The sequence below is a fragment of the Priestia sp. D51 genome, from assembly GCF_053345675.1.
In genome coordinates this window covers 94334-107028 of sequence record NZ_JBLTIR010000006.1, presented here as the reverse complement: position 1 = coordinate 107028, position 12695 = coordinate 94334, and the positions used below count along the sequence as shown (strand labels likewise).

The window sequence follows — 12695 nt, the reverse complement described above, 5'->3', positions numbered from 1 at the left end:
AGATTCACTAGGAAATAAATGTTTTTAATTTTTTTAAATAAGCTAAGCTGAGCTCAACCCAAATCCAACTATAAAGGAAAGTAAATACAAAAATTAAACCGGTAGTAGAAAGAGAAAAATTATTGGAGATCACGGGACCTAGCACTGGGAATTTGAAGATGCACAATAAGGTAATAATCCCAACAGTTAATGAGGTGGCACCACTTATAATAATGTACAATCTCTTTTTAAAAAAGTAAAAAGCAGCTCCTATGCCTATTCCCAGTATTCCTGTTGTAAAAGGAAAAATAATAAGTTCACTTGGCTGGATAATCAGAAGAAGCAGGTTTGTTAGTATATAGATAATAAACCCTAGAGGGAGCGAAAGTACAAAACAAAAAAGAATGGGTGCAGTAGATAATGGACTAATGAACATTCCTATTCCTGGTAAGAAACCTCCTGCTGATTGAAAAAGGGCTGCTATGCTGGCGAAAAGAGCGCCTGATACAAGCTGCTTAGTTTTAGATAATCTATTAAAAAGAAGCTGCGCAGATTTTACTTCATTTGAAAGAGACTTTAAAAAGTACATGAATTTCACCTCGGTTAACTGTGTTTACATTATAAGGGGGGTAAAGATTAATTTAGACCACTGCCCGATATATCAACTCTTACGTGTAATATATAAAGAAATTAAGAGGGAGGACTAATAAGTCGCATTTATTTTTACAGAGATAGGTCGTACTTTCTAAAGGTATGGTACTGTAGCCCATAAAATGAATCTTTTATGGGCTTTATTGATTAAAGGCTTTTTTATTTTCTAGAAAGTTCATTTGCTCATTCCTATAAAATAGCTACTGAAAAAATTAAGCTATAATTTTTTGGGGGAAATCAATGCTTAGTCGAATTTTATAAATGTAAATCATGGAACAATTTCAAAAACAGTACCTTGATTAAAGTCAGACACTTTCATAGAGCCATAAACTCCTAAATAAAGCCTCGTTTGATCCAGGTTCGTTCCCAAACTAACGTAGTAAGCTGATTGAGAACCAAAATTATAATCAATTTCCACAATACTAAAATCATTTAGCTTACAATCTGTACCTGTTCTGGTATAAGCTAAAACTCCTCTAACTGGGGATTGAGATTCTTTAACCTGGGCAATATCCGTAAACATAACGCTTCCTGTTAAGCTAGGGATTTTATTTCCCATATATGGCTGAACTCCTGTAAGGGAGGTCCCTCCAAATTTGTTAGGACGGGGATCTTTGTGAAAATAACTAGTTAAAGGCTGAAGACGTCTCGCTGAAGTTTTTACTGCTTCATTGTAATAAGCAATTATTTTCTCATCCAAAGCCGGATTTTCAGAACACCTTTTTATAAATGAAGTTGGAAAATCTCCTTCCCATCCCCGCCATCCAAGGTTAATAAATCCTTCTTGGCTGGGTTTAGCTCTCATTAAAGAAGCTTGAACAAGTTGAGGAACAGGTATTGGCTTATAATGAACGAACGAAAAAATCGACTCTACCACATCCTGCCCAACATTTCCCACATATTTGATGTACTGATTATAAAATTTTTGAAATGAAATGCCGGTTATATTGCGAACTCCTTTGGCAATGAGCGCAAGGGTTTCCTGAATAGGTGAGGGGAGTTCACTAAAACGTGTGACTGCGGGTGGATTATGGATGAATGTATTCTTACTTACATCAATTTCAATTATTTTTCCGTAAATCTCCATATCATCCTGACTTAAATTAAAGGGGTCATATCCTGATCCGCCATCTCCAATTGTTAAGATAAGTTTTCCAGTTTCAGGTGAAAAGTTTAAGCTGTTAACACCATTATGATTAAAAAATGGTCTTCTTAAGTTAAGTAACGTCCGTCTTTTTTGAGGCTGAGCATTTGGTTGGAAAATCCATTCTTCCACTGTATCAATATGATCATATTTAGTTTCTCTATTTATCCACTTTAGGTTTGAAGTTTTAGGATCACACGGGTTAGGCTTAAAATGTTCAGAAAGTGCACCTGGTCCTTGTGTTCCAACTACTGAGTAATGAAGATAAAACAGACCGTTATAATGAAATTCTGGATGAAACGCTAGCCCCAGCAATCCCCGTTCATCATATCCCCCACGAGAAACACCTGGTTCAGACGTACCCAATTTTATGATTTGTGAGCCAATATCTAAAAAAGTCCGTATAGCTCCGTTCCTTATGTAAAAGATCTCTCCTACTTGGGTTGCAATAAATAAGCTTTCAATTGAGTCACCGGGAAGTATAGCTGTTTTCAAAACGGTAGGTAAATTTATCTTACTAATAATAGGCCGTAAACTAACCTTAGCTTTTATCAACTAACTTGACACTCCTTTTCAATGTTTTCTCTTATAAGAATATGATTGAAACTGTTCTATTAGTATCAATACTATTTTATAAAGTGCTGCAATTTAATTGAGAGACCTAATTGAGAAGCTTCTTTCATAAAACTTATTTATTCCTGGGTACGCCTGCTATTTTCCTCTCTTAGTACTCACGATTCTCCTAACTATTTGTAGTTTCCAGAAATTGCGACTAAGGAAAAAAATACTTAATTTACAAAAAATATTAATATTATTTTATGAATTGGAAAAGAATATGGCTTAGGAAAGGAGTGATTGCAAATGTCTATGAAAAAGTGGTTAACGAGATGGGTCATTTTGTTTGCGATGCTTATCGGTGTGATAAATTCAGCGGCACTCGGCGTTTTGGCTGAATCGGACGTGGTAAGACAAAAAGCCATGGAGGTTCAGTTGAACGATGATTACTTTAATCCAGAAACCATCACTATCCCAAGTGGAAAAACGATAACATTGATATTGAAAAATAAAGGTCAGAAAGAGCATACCTTCACAGTGGAAAAACTCGGAATCGATGCTGAAGTCCAGCCTGGAAAAGAAAAAACCATTACCGTGAAACCACAAAATTCCGGTACGTATGAACTGATATGTAGGTATCATTTCAATAGTGGGATGGTAGGGAAAGTGATAGTCAAATAACAAGCAGGGCCAATCGGTCTCTGCTTTTTGAAGTGAATATAGCATACTTTCTTAGTTAACATAATAGATTTTAAAGGTGCAAATAAATCATTCACAAGTTCAAAAAAGTAATAAATATTAATTTGAAATATATACTAAATGAAGAAAAGGCACAGGAAAGTATAGAATAAAAACAGCATGTATATCCACATTATGAAAAAACGTATCCTTAATGCGCGATGAACATTGTTTAATTAAAAGGAGGAGTTTTATATGAGTGATAATCAATCAAATGATTTAGAACAGGTATCAGAGGAATTAGCTGATCTTGAGAAAGAGTTTGCAACAAAGCCTTCTGATCCTTATCCCCATAAGTATTATACTGGAGACACTTCTATAGTTTCTAATGCTGTGCCAGGAAACGATAAAGAATAAAAATTCCCCCTTATCTATTAATAGATAAGGAGAAATTTAGAGCATGTAAGCTTAAGCACTGTATTTTTCCAGAACCAAAATACATCTCATAAAAAGACAGTTATATTTCATCTATTATTTTGAATTAAAAGTAATCGCTTTCATTTTTTGCTTTCCCGAAATCATTTGATAGGTTATAATAAATATCTACAAAAATATTAAATGATATGTAAGTAACAAGCAATTACACCCTTAATATTTAACTAAACAGAAAAACTCCCCTAATGCCTTAAGGGAGTTTTTCTGTTTTTATGTATACTATATAAGGGTAATTTCACCATAATAATAGGACGAACTCATTTTTCAATTCTAACTAATGTTTTTTCTGGCATGTCAATGTCGTCGATGTCAAAGTAATGGATGTTTAACGTTAATTTCCTCTCTGGTTCTTCAGCTTCTTCTCCTACCCAACAACTATACAATTCAAAAAAGTCTCCTGACTTAAGATAGCGGTCCATCAATTTGCATAGTGCAATTAGTTTCTCTTTTGATTCTTTGCGCCTGCTCTTATTCATATATTCCGTAATCTCAATTCCCCAGTCACTTGCAACTTCATAAACATAAAGGGTAGTAAATTGGTGTTTCTTTATGTTCAATCGATTTCTTTCATCTGAAAAGCAATTCCCAATAGTAACTAAATCATCTAGTTCCTTATTAATAGGTAATTCTACGTTCGAACCTATATAAGTAGCTAAACTCATTTGTATTCACTCCGTTCCTCATCTAAATAACCCGTTAAGTTTTGTGGAACTAACCTAGGTTGTTAACATCCTAAGAAATACATCCTGTTATCAAAAAGGTGTTTCACTAAACTTTATTACAAATACTCGAGTTTTATTCAAGGTTTACTATTATTCTACTTACCATATGAATAGGCTGCGAAATGTTTATATACCTGTAAATGGGGAATTTACCATATAAGAACATTGATACCTAATTGGAAGGAGAATGAAAAATGAACAATAATACTGAAACCGTTGAGAATAAAGTAGAGGATAAACTAAATGAAATGAGTCAAGAGAAGAAAGACAACATCCTTTCTAGTTTTAACGAATTTAAAAGTTACTTAGGAGATAAAGTCACAAAAGGTGAGAAACTAGGGTTAAATGATAATCAACTAGCTCTAGCAGCTAAAAAAATAGCTGACTATCTTGCAACCCATGAGGAGCCACAAAATGAAGAGCAATACTTGTTACATGAGTTATGGAAAGTTGGAAACGAGGAAGAACAACATCATCTTGCTCATATGCTTGTTAAATTAGTCAAAGAATAATCTAAATCGATTATAGATTGCATTTTGCCATTATTTATTAGAGGTTCAAGTGAATTCAATCAACATAGCAAAGAGCCACTTGCGTAAAATAAGTGGCTCCTTTTTCTCTTTCATGCTGCGCCTCTTTTTATTTTTTAGTATGTCCCTGCGATGCATCAATTAAAAGATAAAGCTATATTTCCCCAACAATAATTTGACTACATACTATAACTCACTTCATTGAAAACATCAGTACGAATCCAACGGATTCGTATTTTTCGGTGACATTCACAATACGTACCAAGCAATAGAAAGAAGAGGTTTTGAACGTTTATAATTCGGTTAAACATGAAGTAACAAATTATTTTTATTTATTCTGTATATTTAAATTATTCGTTCGTAATGGTACAATAAAATGACGGAAAGAGGATATGATGCTTCTTTCTTAATAAAGGATGAAGAAATATGGATATTAAGGCTCAGCAAACAAAATTGGCGAATAACTTGGGCAAATTGTTACGAGATAACTTTGGAAAAGGCCCCGAGGCTGTTCATGTTACGATTTATGAACCTTATGTTGTTATTTATGTCAGTGGCTTTGTATCGCCGATGGAACAAGTACTGTTAAACCAGAATGAAGAACTTCAGGTTATGACTACAAGAGAGCTTTTGGTAAAGACTCTTGAACCTCAAATCACTGGTCAAATTAAAGGGATTACCGACCTTGACATCCAGCACTTATATTATGATTGGAATTTAGATCATCACTCCGGAATTTTTGTGGGAGTTTGTCTGGACGATTTGAAAGCCGATTTGACTGAGGGTGACCCTTACCAAGGAAAACAAGCAATTCATGATCGGATTATAAAGATGAGTGAAATTGCACAAAAAGGGCCTGAGAAAATCTCTTCGTATAAATTAAGTGATCGTACATTGGTCATCGTAAGAGAAGGAATACTGGTAGCTATTGAAAAGCAGCTAATTTCGTTGGGTTTTGATGACACCTTACGCATCTCTAAACGCCCTTTGGAAAAAGGAATCTTACGACAAAACGATGACTATGATGAGATATTAAATGCAGACATTCTTGATATTTTTGTGGATTGGGATTTTGAAAAGGACAATAGCATTATTACGCTTATCTTAAAACCAAAAAATTAATGAGGCAGTAATGAATTGGACACATTGTGCCAAACATAAGCCGAGGAAGAAAAGCTCATACCTTTTCTTTTTCGGCTTATTTTTGTTGTCTAAAAAAAGGAAGTCCTTTTGTAACGGAATAATTCCCTAAAACAGCACCTGAAAATAGGATGTGCCATCAGAAAGGATTTGGTCAGTATGGCTGATAATCATGAGATTGTATTGTTTATAAAAGAGCTTCGTCGATTGTTGCAGGATTACCAAAAGCATGACAATGAATTTTACAAAGAAGAAATTAGCAAGGATATAATACTTTTAAGTACTATTATCTATGGAAGTAAAATTGGAATTTCAAATAAAAGAAGAATCTTTAAACATAGGAAATACAAAGGTAAACAGAAACCAATCTATTAAAGATATACTAGTGCGCCTCGTTTACACTTTGGAAAAAGTGAATGCTTATTACCGAAATTGACCTTATGATGAAGAAGGAGTTTTCATAAAACATCACGAATAGTATACCTTATGAAACTAGAAACTAGGTGCACCATCTATGGATAAAACGAAACTGGAAAAAGAATTAAGTAGTTATATGGGAAGGTTACTTCGTGAAAACTTTGGAAGAGGTCCTGGAGGTGTATTCACCGTCATTTCTCCTCCTTTTATAACCGTTTATTTTAAAGCCTTTTTATTACCTTTAGAAAAGGCTTTGCTAGACAAGGGACAAGTTATCTATGTTCAAAAAACACGTGATTTGTTAATGGAGACTCTAATTGAAGAGATAAAAGGGTATATACAATTAAATATACATTTAGATATTGAAGAATTTTACTATGATTGGAATTTAGAGCTGCAGTCTGGCATGTTTACTATGATCCATTCTAATAAAGAAAACATAGTCAATCATTCCTATAAAAATCAAAAATTGCTGCATAAAGAAGTTGAGGAAGTGACTCAAAAAGCAGAAAAACTTCCTCAAGATGTTTCTTCTTATTTATTAGATCAGAGAACACTCCTTATAATCAGGGAAGGTATTATGGTAAATGTAGAGAAAGAATTAGTTCAATTAGGGTTTGAAGAAAACCTTACATTGGCTAAAAGAAATCTCGAAAAAAGGCTACTCCATGAGCATAGCCAATCATTAGAAGTGATTTTAGATTCAGAGGTAACAGATATACTAGTCGCATGGGATTTTCATAAAGATAAAAGTACAATTCTTCTGATTTTAAACCCAACTTCATAACGGCACTGATAAGCTAGGCACTGAACTAGATATAGGCCAAAAAGAAAGGTTATCTAACCTTTCTTTTTGGCCTATTGTTTTTCCTCTCCTATTAAAATAAAGAAAGTGGTGATAATGATGCTATTTCAATCGGATGAAGGAAAGGAACCTTTAACTGTTGAGATACACACTGAAGTGGATATAGTAGAAGCGCGTCAGAAAGGACGGATGTTCTCTAACTGCTTAGGCTTCAGCACACTTGATCAAGCCCGAATTATTACGACTATTTCAGAATTGTCCAGAAATATATATAAATATGCCACTACGGGAAAAATTATAATGGAAATAATAGAGAATCAACTTGAAATAGGACTCAAAATAATAGCTATAGATAAAGGACCAGGCATTAAAAATATTCAACAAGCGCTAGAAAGTGGCTATACAACGTCAGGGGGATTAGGGGTTGGTTTATCAGGGGTAAAAAAATTAATGGACGAATTCACCATATCATCTCAAGAAGATCATGGCGTTAACATCGAGGTTATAAAATGGAAAAAAAGAAATAAATAAAAGAAACACAAGGTAAAAGGTTAAGAAAGAACTGACTTCCTCTTTACAAAAAACTCCTTTATTAAATAGGAGATAGCTTCTAAAAATATCATCCCCTGATGATCCTGCTCTGGGATACGGTTAAGATATTTCACATGCTTGAGTTGGTGCCTTCAGCATGTGCTTCTCCTCTATTAACTCTTAGCCGTAGGACAAAAATTTTTCTCTGCAGTAATCACAAGAGGCTTAGAAACATGAGAAAAAGGTGTGGGAAATTATGAACAATTCCATTTAATCTTTAAATGGAAGGAGCAAGCTCTCATGATAGAGAGCTTGCTCTTTTTATTTCTTAATATAATCCTATCTGACAAAAAACAGCCTGTTTCAAGTACACCAAAAACATACATTTATGATACATAGATTTTGAGATCATTTCTGGAACATTTCTACCCGTATTAGGGGCGCCATAGAGGGGGAGTGTGTAAAGAAGTTACCCCTTACTTAACTCAGTTATATAAACAAACAATCCTCATATACATTTATTGAATGGCTTCTTTAAACTTATCACGAAATAAAACATAATTCGATAAAGAGTACATAGGAGGAGAAAACATGTTTGTTTATATAGTTCAACCTGGTGATACGTTGTCTTCAATAAGCAGCAGATATGATTATCCCATTGCACAGCTTAGAAGTGTAAATGGGTTAGAAGAAACGAATATTGTTCCAGGTCAGGCCTTACTTATAGCTTCTTATGTATACACAGTTCAACCTGGTGATACAATGAGCAGCATTGCTAAAAAAGCTTATGTATCCTTAGAAGAATTAAAAAGGGTTAATTCTTCAGTTCATTATAATTATTTGCAGGTGGGAATGAAAATAAAAATCCCTAATATATCCAACTACATTGCAGGTACACTGCAATACTATGCTGTTCGAAATCCAGAATTAGATCGCAATTTAATTACTGATTTTGCAACTTATTCCTCGTCCATTTCTATTTTTGAATATCATTTTGGCAGCAATGGAGATATTATAAATAATTTAAACGATTTAGTAGCGATTGAAACGACTTGGAAAAACAGAGTTACACCGTTAGTTACGATTACTAATCTAACTTCTGAAGGATTTAGTTCTGATCTTGCCCATCAAGTTTTAAATAATCCTCAGGCAAGAAACAATCTTGTTAATAATATTTTTTATTTAGTATCTAGAAAAGGATACGGAGGGGTGAATATTGATTTTGAACGTGTAAAGGCCGAGGATAGAGATCTTTTTACAGGATTTTTACGTCAGTTGGGTGAACGTTTAAAACCTGCAGGGTACGTGTTGACCATAGCAGTTCCAGCCAAGACAAGCGAAGATATTCCTTGGTTAAAAGGGTATGATTACGGGGGAATAGGTGCAGTTGTTAACTATATGTTCATTATGGCATATGATTGGCATCATGCAGGCAGCGAACCAGGGCCTGTTGCACCTATTACTGAAGTACAAAGAACAATAGAATTCGCGATAAAAAGTATTCCTCGAAGAAAACTTATCATTGGAGTCCCGTTGTATGGATATAACTGGTCAATTCCTTACAGGCCTGGGACAGTAGCACCCGCTATATCAAATCAAAATGCGATTAAAACAGCGATGAGATATCAGTCGCCCATCCAATATTCTAAGGAGTATAAATCCCCATTTTTTCGATATAAAGATCAAGCGGGGCAGATGCATGAAGTATGGTTTGAAGATGTAAGAAGCATGAGTGAAAAAATGGTGTTAGTTCGTCAATTCGGCTTGCAAGCAATAGGAGCTTGGCAATTAACACTTGGATTTACGCCAGGGCCTTGGCTTTTAAAGAAATTTTTCACTATTAGAACGGTATAAATAGCAGTAGTCATTATGGATCAATCCAGAAAATTTCATGTATAGTAAATTATAAGAGGGTGGGGGGTTCTTCTATGGCAAAAAGGATAGATGTCTCAATAAAGCAGCATCAATTAAAACTATATGATGGAGCTAAATTAGTAAAGACATATCCTATTGCTGTAGGGAAAATGATTACTCCAACTCCAACTGGAAAATTTAAAATCATTAATAAAGATACGACCCCTCCAGCTGTATTTGGCCCCTTATGGATGGGACTGTCAAAGCCTACATATGGAATACACGGGACTAATGATCCAGCTTCTATTGGCAGAGATATGTCACATGGATGTGTCAGAATGGATAATGAAGATATTCTAGAACTTTCCTCTGCAGTTCCTATTGGAACGCCGGTTTATATACATAAATAATAGTTTAAGAAGAGCACGACTGTTTACATTTAGTTAATTGTCGAGATCGAGGGTATCAAAGTTTAAGGATATGCTATACAATCATGGGCTTTTTGTACGAAAACAAAAAAGTACCCCGATTAACAGAGGTACTTTTAGCATTTTAACTTATTTTGATGCTGGAGACGTAGTAACTTCTGGAGACGTTACTTTGTCATAAAAATCTACGAATTTGTCACGATCCTCGCTATCACGGTAAGCCATAGCAACACGTGGATGTTCATTCAGCACACCAGAAATCATGTAAGGAATGATATAGCCCCATTCCCACTTTTGACGCATTTCAAGCATATGCTTTTCAATTACGCCAAGAATCGGCTTCATCTCATAGCTTGGTTTTGGTATGTAACTAACAAGCAGCTCTGTGTTACAGTTACCAGCTGCACGGCCCATACCATAAACAGATGAATCAAGGAATGTAACGCCATTACGCATCGCAGTTAATGTATTAGCAAAAGCTAGTTGCATGTTGTTATGCGTATGGATCCCAAGCTGCTTGCTAGGAATCATGGCTTGGAACTTTTTCACTTGATGCTCGATATCGGCAGGGTCTAGGCTTCCAAAGGAGTCAACAATATACACAACATCTACGGGGCTTTTCTTTACCATTTCAAATGCTTCAATAAGCTGATTTTCCGGTACGCTAGATAGTGCCATAATGTTAAGTGAAGTCTCATAGCCTAAATCGTGGAACATTTTTATAAGCTCTAAGCCTTTATCTACTTCGCGAATATAGCATGCCACTCGAATCATATCTAACATACTTTGTTCACGCGGCAGGATGTCATTCGGATCTACACGCCCGATATCTACTAAAGCAGATAGCTTCGTGAACTTTTTCTCAGGAATAATTTCTTTGAGAAAGTTATCGTCAAGAAATCTCCATGGGTTGGGCTCAGTTGCTTGAAGAAGCTTAGGTGAATTTTTATAACCGATCTCCATATATTCAACGCCGGCTGCGCTTAGGCCGTTATATAAGTCTTGCACAAATTCAACGCTAAAATCCCAATTATTAATTAAACCTCCGTCACGAATGGTACAGTCTATAATTTTGCTATTATGTTCCATGGTATTTATTTCCTCCTATGTCGTCTATTTATGTATTTTTTTAAACTTTATCGCTTTTATGCTTTTAAGCACTAAACTCTCCTATTGTGTTTATACCATGACTGATTCAAAGGCGTCAATGTATTTTCTAAATGTGTCTATGCTTTACTGTATTCCATGGGTAGAAGATGCTTTATCTTTTCATCCGCTTGATGCTCTTAAAACAACACCAAGTTCAGCACTACAACCCCTAGTATATACAAACACACCCTTTATTACATCACTACTTACTGCAATAAAGGGTGTTTTTTAATTGAAACCGTTTATTAAGGAGAGGAACTGCCATTAGTATCTAGTATAGGTTTAGATTTCTCTATAATTAATCCATAAATTTGGAAAGATATTTAAAACCTGAGAAATAAAAGACTTTTTCACATTAACAGTTGTATACGAAGTATTAGCTGTTACTTAATCATTTTAATTTACTGGTCTTTACATCGTCCAAAACGTAAGAAATGATAAGAGTATAGAGGTAATAAACATCGCAATCAACGGCTTTAATGCTTTTGTTCGAAGAGCCTTCATACTTACATTTAACCCTAAGCCGACCATAGCCATTGTTAAAAGAAACGTGGTTAGAGTTGAAATATCATTCATAATCGTTTTAGGTATGATAAGGTGCTTGCCTACGACATAACTTCCAAAAATACTCATGATGATAAAACCTATTAAAAACCAAGGAAATTCAATCTTCGTATCCTTTTCCATTTTTCCTGTTCGCTTCATCCAGTACATTAAGATAAAGCTTAATGGCACAAGTAAAAGCACTCTGCCTAACTTAGCCAACAGGCCAATAGCTAGGGCGTCGCGTCCAGCTGGTGCTGCAGCTAGAGCTACATGGGCAATTTCATGGAGGCCAACGCCTGACCAAATTCCATATTGTATATTTGTTAAATGTATATAAGGTCTTAAAATGGTATATCCAATTGCAAATAGAGTTCCCACTAAAGCGATAACACCAGCTCCGATAGCTGTATCTTCTTCTTTTGCTTTTACAATCGGAGAAACAGCTGCAATAGCTGCCGCACCGCATATTCCTGTTCCTATTCCTAAAAGAAGAGATAAACCACGATCAGCCTTCATCCATTTGGCTAGAAGAATTGTTAAAACAATCGCAAATACAGCCGTTCCCACATCGCGAAGTAGCATTCCTAGCCCTTGATGAATAACAACATCAATATTAAGTTTTAGTCCATATAAAACAATCGCATAACGTAACAGCTTTTTACAAGAGAACTCAATTCCAAACCTTATTTTTTCGGGGTATCCCCAAATTTGACGATAGATTACTGCCATTATAATTGAACAGGCTAGTGGACCGATATGATTAAATCCCGGGACTTTCGCTAATCCATAAGCAAGTAAAGCAAAAAGAAAAGTAAAAGCAATTCCTCCGGCCCATAAAGAAACATTAGATGACGTCCGGGCATTTGTTCGTAAGAATACAGTCCGCTTTTGGGCTTTATTTATATTTATCATACATTTCATCTCCAATATGAATTCTTATCAAGCACGGCTTCACACAAGAAGTGTATAATTTAACTATAAAAGACATTTTATTATTAGTAAAATATAGATAAATCATTATTAAGATTAAAAATATTAATAAACGAAACAAAAAAAGAGCAAGTTGATCTT

At 34.9% G+C, this 12695-nt stretch carries 14 protein-coding genes; 9 read left to right on the top strand and 5 right to left on the bottom strand.

All coding sequences use genetic code 11. The features are described from left to right. Positions 1–7: 7 nt before the first annotated feature. Positions 8–568 carry a hypothetical protein gene (locus ACNHOZ_RS22125; RefSeq protein ID WP_048018661.1) on the bottom strand — a complete coding sequence of 187 codons (561 nt, stop codon included), beginning with the start codon at positions 566–568 and terminating at the stop codon, positions 8–10. Positions 569–898: 330 nt separating this feature from the next. Next, the gene (locus tag ACNHOZ_RS22120) at positions 899–2329 is read right to left on the bottom strand and encodes a PQQ-dependent sugar dehydrogenase (RefSeq protein WP_048018662.1); all 1431 of its coding nucleotides are present in this window, start codon (positions 2327–2329) and stop codon (positions 899–901) included. A gap of 306 nt (positions 2330–2635) precedes the next feature. Between ACNHOZ_RS22120 and ACNHOZ_RS22115 the strand changes: the two genes are divergently transcribed. Further along, entirely contained in the window at positions 2636–3010 is a 375-nt protein-coding gene (locus ACNHOZ_RS22115) for a cupredoxin domain-containing protein (protein WP_048018663.1), read from the top strand. A gap of 252 nt (positions 3011–3262) precedes the next feature. Then, positions 3263–3424 carry a hypothetical protein gene (locus ACNHOZ_RS22110; protein WP_165635770.1) on the top strand — a complete coding sequence of 54 codons (162 nt, stop codon included), beginning with the start codon at positions 3263–3265 and terminating at the stop codon, positions 3422–3424. A 335-nt stretch (positions 3425–3759) separates the two neighbouring features. On the opposite strand, the gene ACNHOZ_RS22105 is transcribed toward ACNHOZ_RS22110, so the two are convergent. Then, positions 3760–4164, bottom strand: coding sequence for a hypothetical protein (locus tag ACNHOZ_RS22105; RefSeq protein ID WP_028413830.1), 405 nt, complete (start codon positions 4162–4164; stop codon positions 3760–3762). 254 nt (positions 4165–4418) lie between these two features. Between ACNHOZ_RS22105 and ACNHOZ_RS22100 the strand changes: the two genes are divergently transcribed. The 7 genes from ACNHOZ_RS22100 to ACNHOZ_RS22070 all read left to right on the top strand — a co-directional run bounded on the left by ACNHOZ_RS22100 (position 4419) and on the right by ACNHOZ_RS22070 (position 9911). Then, complete coding sequence (locus tag ACNHOZ_RS22100) at positions 4419–4736, top strand: DUF3243 domain-containing protein (protein WP_014460657.1); 318 nt, start codon at positions 4419–4421, stop codon at positions 4734–4736. Positions 4737–5180: 444 nt separating this feature from the next. Then, positions 5181–5876 carry a Na-translocating system protein MpsC family protein gene (locus ACNHOZ_RS22095; RefSeq protein WP_048018664.1) on the top strand — a complete coding sequence of 232 codons (696 nt, stop codon included), beginning with the start codon at positions 5181–5183 and terminating at the stop codon, positions 5874–5876. A 177-nt stretch (positions 5877–6053) separates the two neighbouring features. After that, complete coding sequence (locus tag ACNHOZ_RS22090) at positions 6054–6269, top strand: hypothetical protein (RefSeq protein ID WP_048018665.1); 216 nt, start codon at positions 6054–6056, stop codon at positions 6267–6269. 139 nt (positions 6270–6408) lie between these two features. Further along, positions 6409–7098, top strand: coding sequence for a Na-translocating system protein MpsC family protein (locus ACNHOZ_RS22085; protein ID WP_048018666.1), 690 nt, complete (start codon positions 6409–6411; stop codon positions 7096–7098). Positions 7099–7215: 117 nt separating this feature from the next. Continuing rightward, complete coding sequence (locus ACNHOZ_RS22080) at positions 7216–7647, top strand: ATP-binding protein (RefSeq protein ID WP_033578618.1); 432 nt, start codon at positions 7216–7218, stop codon at positions 7645–7647. A 591-nt stretch (positions 7648–8238) separates the two neighbouring features. Continuing rightward, a complete protein-coding gene (locus ACNHOZ_RS22075) occupies positions 8239–9501 on the top strand; it encodes a glycosyl hydrolase family 18 protein (protein ID WP_048018667.1) in 1263 nt (420 codons plus the stop codon). Between the two features lie 74 nt (positions 9502–9575). Next, on the top strand, positions 9576–9911 hold the full coding sequence (locus ACNHOZ_RS22070; protein ID WP_013056432.1) for a L,D-transpeptidase: 336 nt from the start codon (positions 9576–9578) through the stop codon (positions 9909–9911). A gap of 147 nt (positions 9912–10058) precedes the next feature. Here ACNHOZ_RS22070 and ACNHOZ_RS22065 read toward each other — a convergent pair whose 3' ends face one another. Together ACNHOZ_RS22065 and ACNHOZ_RS22060 are read right to left on the bottom strand one after the other, a co-directional pair. After that, entirely contained in the window at positions 10059–11018 is a 960-nt protein-coding gene (locus tag ACNHOZ_RS22065) for an aldolase catalytic domain-containing protein (protein ID WP_034264917.1), read from the bottom strand. 471 nt (positions 11019–11489) lie between these two features. Then, on the bottom strand, positions 11490–12536 hold the full coding sequence (locus ACNHOZ_RS22060) for a YeiH family protein (protein WP_048018668.1): 1047 nt from the start codon (positions 12534–12536) through the stop codon (positions 11490–11492). Between the last annotated feature and the right edge of the window lie 159 nt (positions 12537–12695).

Bases quoted from the DNA above. Each gene is read 5' to 3' on its own strand.
- ACNHOZ_RS22125 (WP_048018661.1), bottom strand. From the start codon at position 568: ATGTACTTTTTAAAGTCTCTTTCAAATGAAGTAAAATCTGCGCAGCTT.
- ACNHOZ_RS22115 (WP_048018663.1), top strand. From the start codon at position 2,636: ATGTCTATGAAAAAGTGGTTAACGAGATGGGTCATTTTGTTTGCGATG.
- ACNHOZ_RS22110 (WP_165635770.1), top strand. From the start codon at position 3,263: ATGAGTGATAATCAATCAAATGATTTAGAACAGGTATCAGAGGAATTA.
- ACNHOZ_RS22105 (WP_028413830.1), bottom strand. From the start codon at position 4,164: ATGAGTTTAGCTACTTATATAGGTTCGAACGTAGAATTACCTATTAAT.
- ACNHOZ_RS22100 (WP_014460657.1), top strand. From the start codon at position 4,419: ATGAACAATAATACTGAAACCGTTGAGAATAAAGTAGAGGATAAACTA.
- ACNHOZ_RS22095 (WP_048018664.1), top strand. From the start codon at position 5,181: ATGGATATTAAGGCTCAGCAAACAAAATTGGCGAATAACTTGGGCAAA.
- ACNHOZ_RS22090 (WP_048018665.1), top strand. From the start codon at position 6,054: ATGGCTGATAATCATGAGATTGTATTGTTTATAAAAGAGCTTCGTCGA.
- ACNHOZ_RS22085 (WP_048018666.1), top strand. From the start codon at position 6,409: ATGGATAAAACGAAACTGGAAAAAGAATTAAGTAGTTATATGGGAAGG.
- ACNHOZ_RS22080 (WP_033578618.1), top strand. From the start codon at position 7,216: ATGCTATTTCAATCGGATGAAGGAAAGGAACCTTTAACTGTTGAGATA.
- ACNHOZ_RS22075 (WP_048018667.1), top strand. From the start codon at position 8,239: ATGTTTGTTTATATAGTTCAACCTGGTGATACGTTGTCTTCAATAAGC.
- ACNHOZ_RS22070 (WP_013056432.1), top strand. From the start codon at position 9,576: ATGGCAAAAAGGATAGATGTCTCAATAAAGCAGCATCAATTAAAACTA.
- ACNHOZ_RS22065 (WP_034264917.1), bottom strand. From the start codon at position 11,018: ATGGAACATAATAGCAAAATTATAGACTGTACCATTCGTGACGGAGGT.
- ACNHOZ_RS22060 (WP_048018668.1), bottom strand. From the start codon at position 12,536: ATGATAAATATAAATAAAGCCCAAAAGCGGACTGTATTCTTACGAACA.